This window comes from Actinotignum sp. usb-actsch-213 (genome assembly GCF_059085665.1).
Genome location: NZ_JBHNSQ010000065.1, coordinates 34,310 through 55,006, shown reverse-complemented (window position 1 = coordinate 55,006; position 20,697 = coordinate 34,310). Strand labels below are relative to the sequence as shown.

Below are 20,697 nucleotides of genomic sequence, written 5' to 3'. Positions count from 1 at the left end.
TGGTCCTAAAGTCTGACAACTTTTTGTGAGGTGAAATACACTCGGGTTGTGTGGTGGCGGGGAAGGCATGTAGCTGCGTCGTCGTTCGAAAAGACCCCGGGGGCCGTGAGCGAAATTTGTCTGACCTGCGCAAATGTGCGCGCTGTGCGGGTGTTGACTCTTTTCTCGGAGCCGCCGGCGCAGTACTTTAACTTCCATGTGCGGAATTGTTGGGTACGCGGGCCCGCGCTCGCGAGCAGAACAGAGAAGAACGAACGGCGCCGAAACGGCAGGCACCAGCGCCACAAACGAAGCCACCACGGGCGCCTCGACCGGCGCCACGCAACGCGGATTGCAGGTGGTGCTCGAAGGCCTAGCCCGCCTGGAATACCGCGGCTATGACTCGGCCGGGGTGGCGGTGGCCGGGCCGGAGGGCTTGCGTGCGGTCAAGCGCGCCGGGCGCCTCGATAACCTGCGCCAGGCCCTGCAGGACACCCCGCTGCCGCCCGCGCAGGTGGCTATCGGGCACACTCGCTGGGCGACTCACGGTTCGCCCTCGGATACCAATGCCCACCCCCACGTTTCTTTTGATGGCCGGGTTGCTATCGTCCACAACGGCATTATCGAAAACTACCGCGAACTCGCGGAGGGCCTCGCGGCCACGGGCATTACGCCCGTTTCCGATACCGATTCGGAAATCGCGGCGCATATCCTCGCCCAGCAGCTCGCCGCGGTTGATGCGAATGCTGCGGTTGAACAAGATGGCGCCACGGTTGATGCGAGCGTTGCGGAGTCCGGTTCCGACGACGCCGCGGCCGGTGCTGCGGCCAGCACCGCCACCACCACGGAGCCCGGCTTAGGCTCCGCCCTCTTCCGCGCCATGCTCGCTACCGCGAATATCATTGACGGCTCCTTCACGCTCGTCGCTATCGACCGCGATCACCCCGATACCGTGGTGGCGGCCCGGCGGAACTCCCCGCTGGTCATCGGCCTGGGCGAGGGGGAGAACTACCTGGGTAGCGACGTGGCCGCTTTCATCTCCGAAACCCAGCGCGCCCTGGAAGTCCCGCAGGATACCGTGGTGGAAATCAGCGCGGATACCGTGCGGCTCCTCGGCTTCGACGGTTCGCCGCGCGCGGGCAAGGAATTCACGGTGGATTGGGACGCCTCGGCCGCTGTCAAAGGCGGATACACCACCTTCATGGACAAAGAGATCCACGAGCAGCCGCGCGCCGTCGCCGATACCCTGCGCGGGCGCGTGGTCAATGATTCCCTCCAACTCGACGAAATGCGCATCAGCGAAGCGGTGCTGCGCACCATCGATAAAATCATCGTGATCGCCGCCGGAACCGCGTCCTACGCCGGGCAGGTGGCGCGCTACGCCATCGAGCATTGGTGCCGCATCCCGGTGGAGGTGGAACTCGCCTCCGAATTCCGTTACCGTGACCCGGTGGTGGGGGAGAAGACGCTCGTCGTCGCCATTTCGCAATCCGGGGAAACGATGGACACGATTATGGCGGTGCGCCACGCGCGCGAACAGGGCTCGAAAGTCCTCGCCATCGTCAATACCTACGGTTCGACCATCGCACGCGAATCCGACGCGGTGCTCTACACCCACGCCGGCCCCGAAATCGCGGTGGCTTCCACGAAGGCCTTCGTTGCCCAGATCACCGCGTCCTACCTGCTCGGGCTCTACCTGGCCCAAATCCGCGGCAATAAATTCCGCGACGAAATCACCGGCTACCTCGACGAACTCGAAAAAATGCCGGCGCGCATGGAAAAAATGCTCGCCCAAGAACCGCAAATCCGCGCCATGGCCCGCGAACTCAAGGGCGAAAACTCGGTGCTTTTCCTCGGCCGGCACGTCGGTTTCCCCATCGCCCTGGAAGGCGCCCTCAAACTCAAAGAAATCGCCTACGTGCACGCCGAAGGTTTCGCCGCCGGGGAACTCAAACACGGCCCCATCGCGCTCGTGACCGACAACCTGCCGATTTTCGTGATCGTCCCCACCCCGCGCCGCCCCGAGCTGCACGCGAAAACGCTGTCGAATCTGCAAGAGGTCCGTTCGCGCGGGGCACGCACCATTGTGGTTGCGGAGGAGGGCGACGACGCCGTGCGCGATTTCGCCACCTCGGTATTCTGGGCACCCCGCGGCACGCCCACCCTCATGATGCCGCTCGTCACCGTGATCCCCCTGCAGATTTTCGCCTCGGAGATGGCGGCGGTGCGCGGCTACGACGTTGATAAACCGCGCAACCTGGCCAAATCCGTGACGGTCGAATAATCGCGCCACCCCGCGCTCACTTTCCAGTCACGTTCAATTAGCCGGGTGTTTACCCGCGCTTCCTATGGTGACGGTGTCCTATTTCCCTCGGATGAAGGAACACCATGACCATATTTTCCCTGCGGCGCATGACCGCTTTCGGTGCGGTCGCGGTGCTGGGCGCGGGCGTGCTCACCACGCCGGCCCAGGCCGCGCCAGCCGACCACGTCACTATCGATATCGCGGCGATCTCCGATTTCCACGGCCATATCGAGAACGCGGCTGCCCTCGACTACCAGATCGATGAGCTGCGCAAGGCCAACCCGAATACCATTTTCGTGGGGAACGGCGATCTGGTGGGCGGCTCGGCCTACGTGTCCTCCATCGCGAACGACCAGCCCACCCTCGATATTCTCAACGCCATGCAGCTTGACCTCTCCGGGGCGGGCAATCACGAATTCGACCAGGGCGTCAAGGATTTCGAAAACCGCATCGTCCCGGCCTCTGAATTCCCGTGGACCCTGGCGAGCGTGGGCGGGATCGACACTGCAAAGATCACCCCCTACGCCTTGAAAACCGTGGGCGGGGTACGGGTGGCTTTCGTATCCGGCGTGACCGATGAGCTCAATACCCTGGTGTCTCCCACCGCGATCACCGGCCTGGATATTAAGGATCCCGTCAAGGCCGTGGATGCGCAGGCTGCCCTGCTCAAGGATGGGGACGAAAGCAACGGCGAGGCGGATATCGTCGTCGCCCTCATGCATGCCAATAATGCGGTAGCGGCAACGCTCGGAAGCGATGTGGACGCCGTCGTCGCAGGTCATACGCACCTCACCGTGGATAGCGTGACCACGCCTTCGGGCGCACCGGTTCTGGAAGTGGGCGAATACGGGCGCACGTACGGCCGTTACACTTTTGTGTACGACGCCGCAGCTAAGAAGCTCGTGAGCGCCACCGCCGCCAACGTTGCTATTGACTACAAGAATGCCCAGGCCCCCAAGTCCGCCGATATTGAGGCGATGTACCAGGCTGCCGAAACGAAAGCGAAGGAATTGGGCGCCCAGCAGATCGGAACCATTAAGGGAATCGCGAACCGCGGCACCAATAACGGCACCGATACCGGGGCGAATCGCGGGACCGAATCCTCGGCCGGCAATATGATCGCCGAAGCGTTCTACCAGTACTCCCAGGGCATGGAAAAGAAGGCCGATTTCGGGATTATTAACCCGGGCGGTATTCGCGCGGATCTGGACCCCAACGGCGACGGCATCGTCACCCTGGAAGAGTCCTACACAGTGCAGCCTTTCGGGAATTCCTACGCCACTGTGGACCTGACCGAAGCGCAGATCTACACCATGCTCGAACAGCAGTGGAATGACAAGGAAGGCGCCTCCCGGCCCATGCTGCGCCTCGGGCTTTCCTACAATATGCATTACGTTTTCGACGCCGCCGCGGATGCCACCCCGGGCCAGCGCGTCAAGGCCGTGTACATCAACGGTGAAAAACTGGATCGGGCGGGGGAGAAGGTCTATACCGTGGCCTCCAACCAGTTCATCCTGGCCGGTGGTGACGGTTTCACGGTGCTCGGCGAGGGTAGCAATTACGCCGATACCGGGCTGATCGATAACGATGTGTTCAACGCTTTCCTCAAGGCCAACCCCGGCTATCAGGTGCGTTATAACCAGACCTCGGTGGGTATCACCGGGGAAGAGGCTCTCAAGGCTGGGGAAAGCGCGGAGCTGAGCTTCTCCTCGCTGGCTCACACCTCCACCGAGCCCAAGGGTGAGAAAGTCACCGTGTACCTCAACGGGGTGGAAGTGGGCAGCGGCGCGCTGGATACCACCGTGACGCCCTCGCTGGATAACACCGGCCGTGCCACCGTGAAGGTCACGGTGCCTGCCGATGCCCCCGCGGATTCCGTGCTGCGGGTGGTGGCCGGGCCCACCGATCTGTCCTTCCAGGTGGCCGTTGCTCCCGCAGCGGTGACGCCGGATCCGGGTGCGGGCGAGGAGCCGGGTAAGCCTGGTAAGCCGGAACCTACGGAACCGGGCAAACCGGAACCCACGGAGCCCGGAACCCCGAACCCCACCCCGGAACAACCCGCGAAGCCGGGCGCTCCGACGGGTAACCGCTTCATCGCCACCAATAACTGGAACTCGGGTGCTGGCAGCATTGATGCCGCCTACGGGCGCGCTGGCGAAAGCTTCATTTACGGGGATTGGGATGGCGATGGCGTAGATAGCCTCGGCGTCGTGCGCGGTAACCAGTTCCTCCTGAGCAACGGCTTTGCCGGGAATGCCACCGAGGTCTTCGCTTTCGGGAAGGCCGGTGACCGGGTACTCGTCGGCGACTGGAACGGGGACGGTAAGGACACCGTGGCCGTGGTGCGCGGAAACACCATTTATGCGGTGGATTCCCTGCGCGGCGGCGCGGCGGACCACGTCTTCACCTTCGGACGCCACGGGGATACCTACCTGGCTGGTGATTTCAACGGCGATGGCCGTGACGAAGTAGCGGTCCAGCGCGGCAATACTTTCTTCGTCCAGGACTCCCTGGGCGGGGCTGCCGGTGCCGCCTTCTCCTTCGGCCGTGCCTCGGATATTGCCCTTGCCGGTGATACCGATGGGGACGGGAAGGACACCATCGTGGTGGTCCGCGGTAACGCCTACTACGTTGCCGGCTCCTTGAGCTCCGGGCCGGCCAGCGCGGTGTACTCCTTCGGGAAGCACACCGATACGCACCTCCTGGGTGACTGGAATGGCGACGGCGTCGATACTCCGGCCGTCCACCGGGTCCGCTAAGGATTCTGCGGAGGGTTCGCTAAGGAATTCCGGCGCAGCGCCGCTGAGCAATATTTGCCGGTAGTGCTGTGCATCGCTAGCCCGCATGCTGCCGTGCTCATGAGTGAGCCGTGCGGCGTGCGGGCTAGTTGCACACGGGTGACTTGCTAGTCACGGGCCTGTGAGCTGGGCTTATGTATATGTGCCTGCCGGTTGGGTATGCGCGCGCGAGCTGTGTCGATTTTCGCGTGCCGGCCACATTGGAGTTATCAGCTTGGCGCGATAACATGGGAAAATGGATTTCGTGAACGATTTTGCTCCTCTTGCTCTAACCTATGACGATGTGTTGCTTGTTCCGCAACCAACTGATGTTATTCCTTCCGAAGTCGATACCTCTTCCCACCTGACCCGCAATATTGTGCTGAAAACCCCCATGGCTTCCGCGGCTATGGATACGGTCACGGAGCGCGATATGGCTGTTGCGATGGCACGCCAGGGCGGTATTGGGATTATTCACCGCAATCTCTCCCCGGAAGATCAGGCCCAGCAGGTTCGCGAGGTCAAACGTTCCGAATCCGGCATGATCACCGACCCGGTGACCGTAGCCCCGAATGCCACGATCGCCCAGCTTGATGCCCTGTGCGGGCAGTATCGGGTCTCTGGCCTTCCCGTTGTGGATGAGCAGAAGCACCTGCTCGGCATTATTACCAACCGTGATTTGCGTTTCGTTCCGGAAGATGAGTACGCCACCACCCGGGTCGAGGATGTGATGACCCGCATGCCGCTGGTGACCGCACCCACGGGTGTGTCCCGCGCGGATGCCCGGGCGCTCCTCAAGAGCCACCGGATTGAAAAGCTTCCCCTTATTGATGAGGATGGGCGCCTCACCGGCCTTATCACCGTCAAAGATTTCGTCAAAACCCAGCAGTACCCCAATGCTTCCAAGGATTCCCAGGGCCGCCTTCTCGTGGGCGCGGGCGTTGGGTACTTGACCGACTCCTGGGAGCGGGCCGGGATGCTTGCCGATGCCGGCGTGGACGTGCTTGTGATTGATTCCGCGAACGGGGAAGCGAAGCTCGCCCTCGATATGATTCGTCGCCTGCGTGCCGATTCCGGTTTTGACGGCGTGGAGATTATCGGTGGCAATATCGCCACCCGCTCCGGCGCCCAGGCACTCATCGACGCCGGGGTGGACGCGGTCAAGGTCGGGGTGGGCCCCGGGTCCATCTGCACCACCCGCGTGGTGGCCGGCGTGGGCGTACCGCAGGTGACCGCGATTGTGGATGCGGCGCGCGCTTGCAAGCCGGCCGGTATCCCGCTGATTGCGGACGGCGGCCTGCACTGGTCCGGTGATATCGGCAAGGCCATCGTGGCCGGTGCTGATACCGTGATGCTCGGTTCGCTTCTTGCTGGCTGCGTGGAAACCCCCGGCGAAGTCATTTTCGTGAACGGCAAGCAGTACAAGCACTTCCGCGGCATGGGCTCCCTGGGTGCGATGAGCTCGCGTGGCAAGAAGTCCTACTCCAAGGACCGCTACTTCCAGGCCGACGTCACCTCCGATGCGAAGCTCATTCCGGAAGGCATCGAAGGCCAGATTCCCTTCCGCGGCCCGCTGGCCTCCGTGCTCTACGAACTGGTGGGCGGCCTGGGCCAGACCATGTTCTACTCGGGTGCCTCCACCATTGCCGAGCTCAAGGAAAAGGGCCGCATGGTCCGCATGACCGGCGCCGGCCTCAAGGAATCGCATCCCCACGACGTGGAAATGACCGTGGAAGCCCCGAATTACTCCGGGCTCAAGTCCTAAATATTCCTACTCATAATCTCCTTTAGCTCGCTGCCACGCGTGGCAGCGCTGGGGTGGTAACGAGGGCCGGGAACGTAAGAGCGCGTTCCCGGCCTTTCGCTATGTACCGCAAAGTACGACGCCGCAGCCCGGCTCCCGCGTGGCTGGGTTTATGCGCATACTGGATGATGCGTTGTCCGCTTGGGTTCGCCCAGCCGGACCAGCAACGTAACTAGCGAGTACTAGTTGCGCGGGACGGGCCAGCCTTCCTTGGGGCCATCCGAGCGGCCTACTTTGCGCAAAAACTCTTGGAATTCGCGTTCGGCCGCGATCTGAATATCCACGATTTCCCGCAGTTCCTTTTCCCGCAGCTGGGGGAATCTCTCCAACATGGCCCCGAGTACCCGCAGCGTGGCCACCACATCAGCTTCCGCATTGTGGAAAGAATCATCCTGGAAAACCCCGTAATGCATAACGAGGTTTTCCAAGCGCCGCTTCCCCTTGCGGTAGCGATCCACCCCGCGATCCAGCAGATAGGGATCAATAACCGGGAAAATCTCACCGCCCAAGCGCTGGTTGAGGGTGGGCAGCCCGTGGCGGGCCAGCTCACTTTCGAGCAGGGTGAAATCATAGGAGGCATTAAAAGCCACCACCGGCTGGCCGGCCGCTAGTTGCGCCCCCAAAATATCCGCGATCTCACCGAGGACTTCCGCGATGGGCTGGCCCTCCGCGCGGGCTTGCTCCGTGGTAATGCCATGCACCTGGCTGGCTGCTTCCGGAATATCCACCCCGGGATCCGCCAGCCAATACCGCCGCGAGGTTCCCTCACTATCCACCCGCACGAGCGAGCAGGTGACGAGGCGATCGCGCCGGGGATCCACCCCGGTTGTTTCTGTATCAAAGCCGATAAGCGGCAGCGTGGTCCACACGGTTCCCATCCTTTCCGCGGCCCGCGCCGCGCTTCTGTGCTGGTGCTTCGTAGTCTAATCCGCCCCTACGACACGAAAACGTACCGGTTCCTATCTGCGGCTACGTCCGCGGCGTAAGGGTATCCAATGTTTCAACGCGGCGACACCGATGAGCAGCAAGCTGGAGAAGAGCAGTACGAGAAGCCCGATTCCGGGTGGAAGCATATTCCCGGAATCGTCACCCCTGAGGATACTGATACCGGCAATTCCGGGAAGGTACTTTCCTACCTCGGGAAGAAGGGTTTGGACAAGCGGAGCGATAATCGCCACAATCGTGAGCAGAACGGCCACGCTGGAATATCGGGATCGGAAAATAAGGCAGATACTCACGCAGAATATGCACAGGGTGGCAAGATACACGAGTACCGCGCCTACCGAAGGTAGCGAGGCTAACAACAGCTCGCGATACTCTGTGGCACTTAGAGTTGAGGCATCTATACCGCGCGGTGCCAGAAATCTATACATCACCACGGCGCCAATGGCCTGACCCGATCCCCACAAACACACAGTCACGCCACTGCATATGGCTCGGGCGAGCAGGGTCAGTGGTGTGGCGGGGAGAACCAAGGTAGTGATATCGCGGTAACGCGGTTGATCATCGAAATTTAGCAACACGCACGGTAGGACAGCCGCAATGGGCTGCGCAAAAACAATGCTGACCGCGATGGCGGTAGATAAACCTGCACAACCAGCGGGAAGTTCGCCGGCGCGGGGGAGTAGTTGCAGTGCGGTCATCATGTTCCCGGCAACTACACACAGCCCGAGAACGACACCGATTCGTACCTGTGAAGCCACCTGAATGAGCGCACCGCGCAGGTGCCAGATCGCCCTATCGTGGGCACGCAAAGAGCTAATCATGCCGCGGCCTTACGGCGTTCGGACCAGAAAAATCCGAGTGCAATGACAATCATCCACGCGAGCAGAACGAAGATATTTGTGCTCCAATGAGCGGCTACATCCGCAGCAAGTTCTGGTGACATAGCCGAATTGGCGAGCATATCACCCTGCAAAATAAGGCCGTAAGCAGCCAGGTCCGGACTCCAACGGGCGAGGGGCGTTACCCGAGATAAAAGGAACGACAGTGGAACAACTGACTGATTGAGCAGGAGGAAGAGAAGAGGGATCGTCCCGGATTGGAATACTGAGGCGAGGAAGGAGGCTAACCAGCACAGTACATTCCAGTAGATGAGGAGGCCACATAAAGCTTGTACATTGAAGCTGCTCCACTGGAAGGCACCCACGCCAAAGCCGACAAGCAGGGCAAGGCTGAGGTAGATGACGACAAAGAAGAAACCTACCAGTAGATGAGCAGCCGCCCAGGCGAAACGACGTGGCACCGCTACCGCGATGAGAGTTCGGGTGGAAGCGTGGTGGGGCTCCAGGGGAACCAAGTTTTCGGAGATGGATCCCACCCCGGAAATAATGGGGGCAAGGGAGAGCATAAGGAGCGCCTGCGAGAATAGAGAATAATCGGCGTGCCAGAGTTTCCCGTCGCTGTACTGTACGAATAAGAACAATGCCGCAGGCAGGAAACATGCCAACAATGCGATTCGGACAGATCGTGAGGTCCACCAGAGTACCCATTGTGCGCGCACTAACCGCGAAAATGACCTAAGCATCTGTGTCTCCTTCGTGCTTCGCGGCTCCGGTAGCCTTTTCGGTTGTATTCGGGTGGGACGGCCATCGGCCGGATGCCAGGTTGCCGTGAGCCAACGTGGCTGCGCCGTCGTACACCACGCTGCCCTGTTCCAGGACCACCAGACGATCACAGGTATCGGCAAGGAAATCCAACAGATGACTGGAGAGCACAACCGTTTTTCCCTCACGCCGCCACATTGCAATCAGCTGCGCCAGTAACTCGATTCCTTGCGGGTCAAGACCATTGGAAGGTTCGTCTAGTAGCAGCACAGGAGGGTCGCCGAGAAGCGCGGCCGCTAAACCGAGACGCTGATTCATGCCCAGAGAGAGCTTTCCGGCTTTTCGAGTGGCCACGCGATCCAAACCAACCGTATGCAGTACCTCGTCAATGCGCTGGCTCGCGAAGTGATGGGTCGCTGCGATCCATGCCAGATGCTGGCGCACAGTACGCGAGCGAGTTGCCCCCGAACCACCCAGGAGGGTTCCCACGTAGCGAAGCGGGTAGTCCAGTTGTCGGTAGGGATGCCCAAAGATGAGAGCTTGTCCATGGGTGGGTGGTTCCAGGCCAACTAAGAGGCGTATGAGTGTGGATTTTCCGCAACCGTTATGGCCAGCTAAACCCACGATCTGGCCGGGAGGGAAACTCAGCGTTAGATTATGGAGCGCACTTTGACCACGATAAATTTTGGATAAATCCTTGGTTTCTATGGGAAGTGTTGTCATGCTTCTATGCTGGCGACTCATCATGCGGAGCACATCGGCCTCGTGTTCGATACTCGCGGCCCTAGCTCAGCCTGGGTTCCGAGGGAAAAATCAGCCCGCGGGCCGATGGAATGGGAGCGCTGCACGGGTAGCATATGCGCTATGTGCGCTACCACCTCTCCATCGCGTCCCGCGTCCATTCGCGTGACCGCCGGTCACACGGCGCAGAAGAAGGAAAACCGCTGGGGAGTGCTGGGCAGGGCGGTGCTACCGCTGCTTGTTCTGGGACTTATGGTTTTTGTGGCAGTTCCGGAAAAATACGAAATCTGGTGGCGCCTAGCGATATTTGCGCTCTGCGGGGCGCTGCTGGGGTGGTGGTATTGGCAGTGGCTTGTGCAAAGAAGACGCAATAGTGAGTTACAAGCACAGGCGGAAACTGAAAAAATCCTATCGGGAGATCGCTTAGCTCTCGCCGCGGAGTTGCACGATATAGTTTCCGACGGCTTGGGATTACAGCATTTGCGACTCACCCGGGCTCTCGAAGAAGTGACTGATCCGGTAGCATTGGCAGCGTTGAGTGATATTCGGGACTCTAATAAGCAAACTATCGCTCAGATGCGTACCGTTCTTGACCGATTGCAGGGCCGTGATATTAGTCCTCCCGGGATGCCGGATCTAGAACAAATTTTTGCGGCAGCGCAACGGCACGGTATGGAACTCAGGGGCACTGCCGAAGTGCTCGCAACTATCCAAAGGCTGAATCCGCAGCTGCGTAAGCTCTTCATCGCAACTTGCCGGGAAGGATTAGCGAATACCGCCCGCCATGCCGGACCCACCACCGTCACCTTCCAGATTGAAGAAAAAGGCAAGGGCGTGAGCCTCGAACTAGTAGATCAGGGGCCGGCACCGGATTGGCAGCCCATCATCGGCTCCGGGATTGGCTTGGATCACCTTCGGCAACGCGCCGCCGAATGCGGCTATGTCGTGGGCGCCGGGCCAGTGGGCGCCGGGTGGAAACTATGCATGTACCCCGAGTGAGAACGGTAATACCCGGTATGTATGAGGAGGTAGCACATGATGATTCGGATTGCGATTGCAGATGATCAGGGACTACTTCGGGAAAGCCTCGCGGTTCTCCTCGAGCAGCAGGAGGACTTTCGCGTGGTGGGCAGCGCCGGAGACGGCGTGGAAGCCTGCCGTATGGTGCGTGAGACGGATATTGACGTTCTGCTGCTGGATATTCGCATGCCTCTCATGGACGGACTGGACGTACTCAAGGAGCTGAAACGGAATGGCTTCCCTGGGCGCATTGTCATGCTGACCATGTATCAGGATGACCTGTATCTGCGAAAGGCCTTGAGCCTGGGCGCTGACGGGTACCTTCTCAAAGATAGCGAATCCGAGACGATTATCTCGACAATCCGCCAGGTATCGGTGGGAAACAGAGTGCTCGACCGCCAGGTCCTAGACCACGTAGTACAGTGTTACCTCCACGAAAGGGGCCGGTCGCCTGGTGAGGTACCTGAATTACAGAATTTGACCGCACGGGAACTAGAAGTCTTGACCCTCATCGGTAGCGGTTTAACTAACCTAGAAATTCGGGGGCAACTCTATATTTCGGAAGGTACTCTCAAAAGCCACATCAACGCAATACTGCGCAAGACGGGCGCTCGCGACCGCTCGGCGGCCATCGTCCTGGCCTTCCGAGCCGGATTGGTGACATTTAGCTAAGACGGATTATTCGCACCGAACTGAGGAAGCTTTCCGCCCCCATTTCCAGGGCTGTTTCAGCTTAAGTTACTCTAATAGGCAGGTGGCGAATCAGCTCTGAGCTGCCCGGCAGGAAGGAACACAATGCAGTTCGCGGTGTTATCCGAGAATGAGTACAACGACTACATGACCACGCAACGGTGTTTCATTTCCCAAACGGTGAGCTACGGGCGGGTGCGTGCGGCCGAAGGATACCGGGTGGAATACGTGGGCGTGCGTAACAATGCCGGAAATATTTGCGGGGCCGGCCTCGTTATGTATCAACCCTGGAAGAAGATCTTCACACGGGCTTCCCTCGCCTACGGGCCCACCTTGGATTGGAGCCGCAGCGAGGTTGTTTCCGCTTTCTTCAGCGGGCTCAACCGGCATTTCGCTTCCCAGCCGCGCTTGCTCACCGCCCGGATTAACCCGATTCTGGCACGGCGCTGGTACACGGATATTACGCCGCTCAAGGACAATCCGGTGGCCGGCGCGGTCTCCCAAGCTCTGGAACGCGATGGTTGGCGCCACCTTCCTTATGAATTCGGGGAGCGCTCCGATATTCAACTGCGCTGGATTTACACCAAGACGATCTCCGGGATGAACTTCGAAGAAGCCAAAGCAACTCTCGCCAAGGGGCTGCGTCGTCGTTTCAATAACGAAAACCGCTACGGGGTGCAGACCCGTTTCCTCGGGCCGGAAGATTTCGATGTATTCGCGCAGCTCTACGCGAGTACCCGCGACCGTACCGACGGCATGCCTGCTCTCTCGGCTTCCGCGGTGCGTTTCTACCGCGATCTCATGGCGGACATGGGTCCCGAACGCGCGCTGCTCGCGGTGGCCTATGTGTCTCCGCGCCGCTACCTCGATCAGATCGCGATTGAGCGCGCGGAAGTACACGAGCGGATCGAGGTGCTGCGCGGGCGTAAAGAAACGAAAGCGCGGGAGCGCGAACTTGAGCAGGCCGCCCAGCGCCTGGAAGTGCTCGACGGCCAGGAAGAAATGGCACGCGAAACCCTGACCGAGCGCGGCGACGCGGAGATTCCCTTCAACGCGGCGCTCGGATTCCGGGTCGGTTCCGAACTGATTTTGCTGCTCGGTGGGATGGATAAAACGCTATCCGCCTACGCGCGGGATTATCCGGTTGAGCGCGCCATGTTCAAATACGCCTGCGATGAGAGCCTGGATACCTACAATACGTTCGGCATTTCCGGGGACTTTTCCGAGGACGCGGCCGATGCCAATATTCTCGCTTTCAAGCGCTGGCTCAACGGGCAGGTGGAAGAATTTGTGGGCACCTATGAAAAGACGTTCGCGCCGCGTTTCCTCGCCCGCGCGCTGGGTGCGGAAACGCGGTAAGCGCGTGATGTGGTGGAGCGTGACGCGGTAGGACCTTGACACGGGAGCAGCGCAGAACGGTTGCGGCCCCGCGCTTCGCTGCCTTAGCCGCGCGGATGTGCGCCGCGGCCCGGTCGCGCGCCTTTCTTTGCCGGTAAAGTGGAGAACGTGAGCGAAATCGAGATTGGGCGCGGCAAACGCGCGCGGATAGCTTATACCTTTGACGACGTCGCCATCGTGCCCACCCGGCGCACCCGGGACGTTCGCGAAGTCTCCACTGCCTGGCAGCTGGATGCCTACCACCTCGATATTCCGGTGCTCAGCGCCCCCATGGATTCGGTGGCTTCCCCGGATATGATGATCCGCCTGGGGCGGGCCGGGGGATTGGGCGTGGCGGACCTTGAGGGCTTGTGGACTCGCTACGAGGATCCCACCCCGCTGTACGAAGAAATTGCCGCGCTGCCGCCCGAATCCGCTACCGCGCGCCTCCAGCAGATCTACGCCGAGCGCCCCATCGATACCGGCCTGGTGCGCTACCGGGTAGCGCAACTGCGGGCCGCCGGGATCACCGTGGCCGGGGCCTGTTCGCCGGGCCACGCCAAAGAAATTGTGCCGCCGGCCGCCGATGCCGGCCTGGACCTCCTGGTCATCCGCGGCACCACGGTGAGCGCCGAGCATGTGTCCACCACCCGCGAACCGCTCAACCTGCGCGGCCTTATTTACGATCTTGATATTCCGGTGCTGGTGGGCGGCGCGGTCACGTACCAGAGCGCGCTGCACCTCATGCGTACCGGCGCGGCCGGGGTGCTGGCCGGTTACGGGGGAGGGGCCGCTTCTGCGACGTTACGTACCGTGGGGATTGCTGCCCCGATGGCGACGACGATAGCCGATATCGCTGCCGCCCGCCGGGACTACCTCGATGAATCGGGCGGGCGCTACGTTCATGTGATCGCGGACGGCTCGGTGGGCAGCTCCGGGGATCTCATTAAAGCCCTGGCCTGCGGGGCGGACGGCGTGATGCTCGGAACCATTCTGGCGCGGGCCAGCGAAGCACCCGGGCGCGGCTGGCACTGGGGACCGGAAGCCCGCCACCCGCGCCTCCCGCGCGGGGAACGCGTTTATGTGGGCACCGCCGGCACGCTGGAAGAAATTCTGGTCGGGCCCACCTCGAGCGCCCGCGGGCATACCAATATCATGGGGGCGCTGCGCCACGCCATGGCCGCTAACGGCTACTCCGATTGCAAGGAATTCCAGCGCGCCCAGCTGGTGGTCACCCCGCGCTAGGCGCGCTTCTCGCAGCGATGGCGCTACTCACCACGCGGCCGCGCGCTCCTGTGCTCCGCCTTTACTGCGCGTGATACCGATACACGTTGGTATCACGCGCTTCGAAACCGCAGCGCCGGTAGAGCCGGTTGGCGGCTTCCCGGCTGGGCCGCGAAGTCAAATCCACCGATTTCACGCCGAGCTGGGCAGCGTGCGCCAGGGCAGCTTCCACGAGCTGCTGGCCGGCGCCGTGGCCGCGGGCGGCGTCGTCGACCACTACGTCCTCAATCCAGGCCCGCGTTCCGGTGGGAATCTGGAAAGTAACGAGGGTGAGCATCCCGAGGATCGGGGCACCTTCCTCCACCCGGTACACCAATTGGTACACCCCGGGCTGGGCGAGCAATTCCTCCGCAGCAGCGCGCGAAAGCGGCGCGCTGCTTGAGGAGAGCTGGGGGATGAGGCGCTGGCAGGCAGCCAGGAAATCCTCGGTCACATTTTCTTGCAGGGAAATCATGCGTCCTCCGTGGGAGTGCTGGGGATATTCTCCAGATCGGCCAGCCACACCCGGCTGGTGGCATCGGAAGGCATGCGCCAATCCCCGCGCGGGGAAAGCGAGCCACCCGAAAGAATCTTCGGGCCGTTGGGGAGAGTGGAACGTTTAAATTGCTGGGAGAAGAAACGGCGGTAGAACAGCTCCATCCACGTCTTGATCTCCGCCAGGCTATAGGCGTGGCGGGCATCCCCCTCAATACCTTCCGGCCAGAAGCCGCGGGAAGCATCCCCCCAGGCTTCCCGAGCCAGGAAAGCAATTTTCGAGGGCAGGAAGCCGTAGCGCAAAGCGAAATAAAGGGTGAAATCCTGGAGTTCGTAGGGGCCGATTTTCTCCTGGGTGGATTGCAGCGCCCCGCCGGCATCCGCGGGAACCAGCTCCGGGGAAATCTCCGTATTGAGAATATCGATAAGAGATTGCGCCGCCGCGCCGGCTAGGAAGTCCTGGCGAGCCATCCACCGCAGCACGTGCTGCATAAAGGTTTTCGGCATCCCGGCATTCACGTTGTAGTGACTCATATGGTCACCCACCCCGAAGGTGCACCACCCGAGGGCGAGCTCGGAAAGATCCCCGGTGCCCAGCACGATACCGCCGTGGAAACCGGCCAACCGGAACAGATAATCCGTGCGCAGCCCGGCCTGCACATTCTCAAAAGTGAGGTCATAGACCGGCTCGCCAGCCGCGAAGGGATGGCCCATATCGGCCAGCATCTGCCGGGCCGCCGGGCGAATATCAATCTCCTCCAGCGGCACCCCCAGGGCTTCGCATAGCGCATAGGCGTTGTTCTTGGTGTGCTGGGAGGTGGCGAAACCGGGCAGGGTATAGGCGAGGATATCCGTGCGCGGGCGCTCCAGAAGATCCATGGCCCGGCAGGCCACCAGCAGCGCGTGCGTGGAATCCAGCCCGCCAGACACCCCGATAATCACCTTGGCGGAGCCGGTGGCCCGCAACCGAGTAATGAGCGCGTACACCTGGATGGAGAAAGCTTCGAAGCAATCGCGATCCGGATTGCGTTCGCTGCCGCCCATGAAGGGGAAACGCACCACTTCGCGGTGCAGGCGCTGCTCCGCGGCGTCAAGCGCGCTCATATCCGGGATGCCGGCGGTGAAGTTAATAGTGCGGAAGGAATCCGTGCCCGGGTTGGAATACTCATCGCGCTCGGTGCCCTGGGTGAGCGCATTGTCATTAAAAGAGCCGTTGCGCTGGCGTTCTTGGCGGATACGATCCAGGTCGATATCACCCAGGGTGGCGCTGTGGCCGGCCGAAAAACGCTGCCCGGCCGCGATTTTCTCCCCGCATTCGTAGATGACGGTTTGGCCATCCCAGGCCAGATCCGTGGAGGATTCCCATTCGCCATTCGCCGCGTAGATATAGGCGGCCGCGCAGCGCGCCGAAGCCCCGCGGATCAGCAGATCGCGGTCATCTTCACGCCCTACCGTGACCGGGGAGCCGGATAGATTGACGAGCACCTGCGCCCCGGCCAGGGCCGCGCGCGCCGAGGGCGGGATCGGCACCCACATGTCCTCACAGATCTCCACGTGGAAATCAAAACCGGGAATATCACTGGCGGAGAAAATCAGATCCGGCCCGAAGGGAACAGTATTCCGCCCCAGGGTATAGGCCCAGGCTTCCTCAGTGTGGGCGAATTCGGCCCGCTGCTCTTCGCTAAGCCCGGTGCTCCAGGCTGCATCCGTACGCACCCCGGGCAGTTCAATATCCGCATTGCGCAGTCCCGCCCCGGAAGCGAAATGGCGCTTTTCGTAAAACTCCCGGTAGTTGGGGATATAGGACTTGGGAACCACGCCCAGCACATTCCCGTGGTGGAGCACAACCGCGCAATTATAGAGGCGGTTGCGCCAGTGCAGCGGCGCCCCCACAATGAGGGCCGCGTCGAATTCCGCGCTGGCCGCCCGCACGGTTTCCAGGGCTTCCAGGGTGGCACGCAGCAGTGCATCCTGGAGGAACAGATCCTCCGCGGAATACCCGGTGAGGCTCAGCTCCGGGAACACGGCCAGCACCGCACCTCGCGCGCTCACCGCCCGGGCGGCCGCAATAATGGCCTGGGCGTTGCGCTGCGGATCGGCCACCACCACTTCCGGGGAGCAGGCGGCCACGCGCACGTAACCGTGACTGTAAATCGAGGAGAAATCGCTCATGGGTCTAGTCTGCCATTGCCTTCGACACGCAGGAATCGTCAAACTCAGATTCGGGCAGTCCCAGCGCCCCGCTCAGCGAATCAAAAACCCCGCGGTGGGTGATTTTCCCGCCGCTAATATTCACGCCGCTAGCGAAACCCGGATCCGCGCTGGCGGCCGCGCGCCACCCCTGGGCGGCCAGGCGCACCACATAGGGGAGTGTCGCCGTCGTCAAAGCTTCCGTGGAGGTGCGCGGAACCGCACCGGGCATATTAGCCACGCAATAGAAAATCTTGCCGTCCACGGTGAACGTGGGCTCATCGTGGGTGGTGGGATGGGAATCCTCGAAGCATCCGCCCTGGTCAATAGCAATATCAACGAGCACGCTGCCCGGGCGCATACCCTCCACCATCGCGGAGGTCACCAGCTTGGGGGTGGAGGAACCCGGCACCAGCACCGTGCCGATCACCAAATCGGCATCCGTCACCTGCTCCTCGATGGTCTGCGCGGTGGAGGCGAGGGTGGTGAGCATCCCGGCGTGGCGCATTTCCAGCTGGGCGAGCCGCTCGATATTAATATCCAGAATCGTCACGTTCGCGCCCATACCGGCGGCCATCACCGCGGCGGATTCCCCGGCGATACCCGCGCCGATCACGGTCACCTTGCCTTTGCGGGTTCCGGCCACTCCGCCGATGAGAATCCCGGCCCCGCCCTGCGCGTCGAGGAGGTAATGCGAACCCACAATGGGGGCGAGTTTCCCGGCCACCCGGCTCATAGGCGCGAGCAGCGGCAGCGCTTTCCGTTCCCGCACGGTTTCGTAGGCGATGGCGGTGGTGCCGGCATCCAGGAGCGCGCGGGCCAGTTTCGGCTGGGAAGCCAGGTGCAAATAGGTGAAAAGCACCAGGTCCTCGCGTAAATACCCGTATTCTTCGGCTTCGGGTTCCTTGACTTTGAGAACCGCGTCGGCGCCCCACACCTCGGCCGCGTCCGGGCAGATACGGGCCCCGGCGGCGGCGTAGGCGGCGTCGGCGCATCCGGAGGCTGCCCCGGCCCCGGCCTGCACCAGGACGGTATGCCCGGCCGCGGCCAGTTCGCGCGCACCGGCCGGGGTGAGCGCGACCCGGTATTCGTTATTCTTCAATTCTGTGGGAACGCCAATAATCATGTGCTTAGTCTACGGCGCGCGTGCGCGCTGCTCCTAGGTAGTACGACGACGGCGCTGCGGGCCGCGCCACCGCGCGCCCCGCAGCACGGTCCCGCTCCCAGTTAGAGCCGCAGTAGATGCAAGCGGCCGGTGGAACGCCGCGCCAGCGCCCAGGCGATCACCGCGCAGGTGCCGAAGATGAGGGAGAAGGCGAGGAGCCCGATGAAGCCCTGATTGGCGGTAAGGAAATCCGTGAAGCCGGTCGAGTCACTCACCCGCCCCACCCAATGCGCGAAATCGGTGCCGGTGCGGGCGGCCCAGGCGTAGAAGCTTTCCCAATGGGGAATCCAGAGCCGGTAGATGAATCCGGCCAGCCCGGTGATACCAACAAGGTAGCCCACCAGGGAGAGCCCGGCGAAGAAAGCGATAACCACCGCGACAGCCAGTACCACCGTGCTCAGCGACCAGCGCAGCAAGAAGGTGGTCACCAGCACCGCCCCGAAGAACACGGCCATACAGCAGAGCCAGGTAGGTAGGAACATGAACCACACACTGCCCGATCGCATAGCGGTACCTTCAGGGGAAAACGCGGCATCCAGAGCCCAGGAACCATCCGGGCGGCGCACAATGGTGAGCACCACGAGGATAATCACGGCGGTAACCGCCAGGTATTCGGCGCTCATCCGCGCGGCGCTGCGCGTCAGGTTGCTAAAGAATTGCCGCCGCGTGCTCCCCGCTTGCAGATGCGCCCGCATGGAGAGGGTGCATATCACCCCACCGAAGATCAGGCTCCCGCTGAGCACAAACCATGCCAGCGCAACCCAGTTGAGAACGGGGTTGTCGATGCCTCCGATGGGTAGATGCGTCTCGGTATTGGTGAAGGGGAGCCACAGTGTTGCCACGACCAGGAAACATCCCGCAATCAACCAGAAGCTGCGATAAAAATAGGAGAAAGGTCCGCGCCGCCCAATCGCGCGGCGCGCCGCCAGGTAGATAAGAGCGTTCGCGCGGCGATACAGCTTAATCATGATCGACTCCAATCTGGGTGCGGGTGGATGCTTCCGCGGTGGCTTCCTGGGTGCCTTCCCCGGCAGCCGCCGCGGGGGCCAGCAGGCTTCCGGCCCGGGGCGCCTGCGCGCCCAGCGGCTGTGCCAGGCGGGCGCGCTGGGCGGGGGAGAGCGTCGTCGTAACTAAAACATCGGTGAGGGAAGCGAGGCTATCCGTGGAGTGGCGCGCGCGAACCTCATCGGCGTCCCCGGCCTCGAGCAGTTTCCCGCGGTGCAGGAACACCACGGTATCCACCAGGTTCTCCACCTCCTCGAGCAGGTGGGAGGAGAGGATGATGGTGCGGGGGTGCTCGGCGAAATCACTGAGCAAAACCCGGTAGAACAGTTCGCGCATCACCGCGTCCATCCCCAGGTGGACCTCATCGAAAATGGTGATGGGGCAGCGGGATGCCAGGCCCAGAATCGCGGAAAATGTGGAGCGCTGGCCTACGGATAGCCCGTCAATCACGCGGGTGGGATCCAGCTCGAAAAGCTCGAATAGCTCCCGGGCGAAATCCTCATCCCAGGTGGGGCGGGCCATGCGCCACAGATCCATCGTCATGGCGAGCGGGGAACCGGAAATCACCTCCACGCGGGCCGGAATATAGGCCACCCCCGGCATGACCTCCGGGTTTTCATCCACCGGATGCCCGTCAATAAAAATGCTTCCCGCGGCGCGCCCACGGGTGCGCCGAATCGGGAGGAGCCCGGCGATGAGCATCCCGAGCGTGGATTTGCCCGAGCCGTTGCGGCCGAAAAGGCCGGTGATGGTGTCGTGGCCGATCTCCACGCTGAGATCATCGAGGGCGCGAGCCCCGCGCCGGTAGCTGAAACTCAGGTTCTCGATGCTAATCATTGGTTCTCCTCCCAATAGGTCGAGACGAGTGCGGATATTTCCGCGGGGCTGAGCCCTAGTGCCCGGCCCGCGGCGAGCGCCGGGGCGAGGGTGTCACTCAGGTAGGTGGCGCGCCCGCGCTCGCGCAGGGCTGCCTGGGCGCCCGCGGTCACGAACATGCCGATCCCGCGGCGCTTTTCCAGGATTCCTTCCTCCACGAGGAGGGAAAAAGCCTTGTTCGCGGTGGCGGGATTAATGCGGTAGGTGGCGGCGTATTCGGTGGTAGACATGACCTTTTCTCCGGGCCCGAGTTCGCCGGAGAGAATACGACGACGCAGATCTTCGGCCAGCTGCACATAGATTGGCACCGCTGAACTGAACTCCATCACGCCCTCCCTCCTTGGTTAGTTACATAACTAATGAACCACAGAACCGACTCTGCTGCAAGTGCTATGAGGTATGACTCACATCTCGCACGCCTCGGGGGAATTGATCTAGGCTAATGACACGTTTGGAAGGAATCC

Annotated in this window: 17 protein-coding genes; 8 read left to right on the top strand and 9 right to left on the bottom strand. The window is 61.9% G+C overall.

Going from position 1 to position 20,697, the window contains the following annotated elements:
- Positions 1 to 196: 196 nt before the first annotated feature.
- From glmS to guaB, 3 genes are all read left to right on the top strand, one after another.
- Positions 197 to 2,263: a glutamine--fructose-6-phosphate transaminase (isomerizing) gene (gene glmS / locus AC5RK6_RS06855; protein ID WP_234984478.1), complete on the top strand. Its 2,067-nt coding sequence runs from the start codon at positions 197 to 199 to the stop codon at positions 2,261 to 2,263.
- A gap of 104 nt (positions 2,264 to 2,367) precedes the next feature.
- Complete coding sequence (locus AC5RK6_RS06850) at positions 2,368 to 5,043, top strand: 5'-nucleotidase C-terminal domain-containing protein (RefSeq protein WP_087070559.1); 2,676 nt, start codon at positions 2,368 to 2,370, stop codon at positions 5,041 to 5,043.
- Between the two features lie 274 nt (positions 5,044 to 5,317).
- Entirely contained in the window at positions 5,318 to 6,826 is a 1,509-nt protein-coding gene (guaB, locus tag AC5RK6_RS06845) for an IMP dehydrogenase (RefSeq protein WP_026428247.1), read from the top strand.
- A gap of 221 nt (positions 6,827 to 7,047) precedes the next feature.
- Here guaB and AC5RK6_RS06840 read toward each other — a convergent pair whose 3' ends face one another.
- Entirely contained in the window at positions 7,048 to 7,734 is a 687-nt protein-coding gene (locus AC5RK6_RS06840; RefSeq protein ID WP_087071180.1) for an exonuclease domain-containing protein, read from the bottom strand.
- Between the two features lie 126 nt (positions 7,735 to 7,860).
- On the opposite strand from AC5RK6_RS06840, the gene AC5RK6_RS06835 reads away from it, so the two are divergent.
- Entirely contained in the window at positions 7,861 to 8,157 is a 297-nt protein-coding gene (locus tag AC5RK6_RS06835) for a hypothetical protein (protein ID WP_087070560.1), read from the top strand.
- Between the two features lie 470 nt (positions 8,158 to 8,627).
- Here AC5RK6_RS06835 and AC5RK6_RS06830 read toward each other — a convergent pair whose 3' ends face one another.
- Together AC5RK6_RS06830 and AC5RK6_RS06825 are read right to left on the bottom strand one after the other, a co-directional pair.
- Positions 8,628 to 9,290, bottom strand: coding sequence for a hypothetical protein (locus AC5RK6_RS06830; protein WP_143231863.1), 663 nt, complete (start codon positions 9,288 to 9,290; stop codon positions 8,628 to 8,630).
- 94 nt (positions 9,291 to 9,384) lie between these two features.
- On the bottom strand, positions 9,385 to 10,134 hold the full coding sequence (locus tag AC5RK6_RS06825; protein ID WP_159455009.1) for an ABC transporter ATP-binding protein: 750 nt from the start codon (positions 10,132 to 10,134) through the stop codon (positions 9,385 to 9,387).
- 183 nt (positions 10,135 to 10,317) lie between these two features.
- Between AC5RK6_RS06825 and AC5RK6_RS06820 the strand changes: the two genes are divergently transcribed.
- From AC5RK6_RS06820 to AC5RK6_RS06805, 4 genes are all read left to right on the top strand, one after another.
- A complete protein-coding gene (locus AC5RK6_RS06820; protein ID WP_234984479.1) occupies positions 10,318 to 11,151 on the top strand; it encodes a sensor histidine kinase in 834 nt (277 codons plus the stop codon).
- 36 nt (positions 11,152 to 11,187) lie between these two features.
- Complete coding sequence (locus tag AC5RK6_RS06815; protein WP_087070564.1) at positions 11,188 to 11,844, top strand: response regulator; 657 nt, start codon at positions 11,188 to 11,190, stop codon at positions 11,842 to 11,844.
- 123 nt (positions 11,845 to 11,967) lie between these two features.
- Positions 11,968 to 13,221, top strand: a complete 1,254-nt coding sequence (locus AC5RK6_RS06810) for a lipid II:glycine glycyltransferase FemX (protein ID WP_087070565.1) — start codon at positions 11,968 to 11,970, stop codon at positions 13,219 to 13,221.
- A 147-nt stretch (positions 13,222 to 13,368) separates the two neighbouring features.
- Positions 13,369 to 14,484 carry a GuaB3 family IMP dehydrogenase-related protein gene (locus AC5RK6_RS06805; protein WP_087070566.1) on the top strand — a complete coding sequence of 372 codons (1,116 nt, stop codon included), beginning with the start codon at positions 13,369 to 13,371 and terminating at the stop codon, positions 14,482 to 14,484.
- A 61-nt stretch (positions 14,485 to 14,545) separates the two neighbouring features.
- Here AC5RK6_RS06805 and AC5RK6_RS06800 read toward each other — a convergent pair whose 3' ends face one another.
- The 6 genes from AC5RK6_RS06800 to AC5RK6_RS06775 form a co-directional block, all read right to left on the bottom strand.
- Entirely contained in the window at positions 14,546 to 14,977 is a 432-nt protein-coding gene (locus AC5RK6_RS06800; RefSeq protein ID WP_087070567.1) for a GNAT family N-acetyltransferase, read from the bottom strand.
- Positions 14,974 to 17,169 (bottom strand): NAD(+) synthase, encoded by a 2,196-nt coding sequence (locus AC5RK6_RS06795; protein ID WP_087070568.1) that lies wholly within the window; start codon positions 17,167 to 17,169, stop codon positions 14,974 to 14,976. The genes AC5RK6_RS06800 and AC5RK6_RS06795 overlap by 4 nt, the downstream gene beginning before the upstream one ends.
- 4 nt (positions 17,170 to 17,173) lie before the next feature.
- Entirely contained in the window at positions 17,174 to 18,313 is a 1,140-nt protein-coding gene (gene ald, locus AC5RK6_RS06790; RefSeq protein WP_087070569.1) for an alanine dehydrogenase, read from the bottom strand.
- Positions 18,314 to 18,414: 101 nt separating this feature from the next.
- Positions 18,415 to 19,320, bottom strand: coding sequence for a hypothetical protein (locus AC5RK6_RS06785; RefSeq protein WP_087070570.1), 906 nt, complete (start codon positions 19,318 to 19,320; stop codon positions 18,415 to 18,417).
- On the bottom strand, positions 19,313 to 20,194 hold the full coding sequence (locus AC5RK6_RS06780; RefSeq protein ID WP_087070571.1) for an ATP-binding cassette domain-containing protein: 882 nt from the start codon (positions 20,192 to 20,194) through the stop codon (positions 19,313 to 19,315). The genes AC5RK6_RS06785 and AC5RK6_RS06780 overlap by 8 nt, the downstream gene beginning before the upstream one ends.
- Entirely contained in the window at positions 20,191 to 20,559 is a 369-nt protein-coding gene (locus AC5RK6_RS06775) for a GntR family transcriptional regulator (protein ID WP_026428239.1), read from the bottom strand. The genes AC5RK6_RS06780 and AC5RK6_RS06775 overlap by 4 nt, the downstream gene beginning before the upstream one ends.
- Positions 20,560 to 20,697 lie beyond the last annotated feature (138 nt).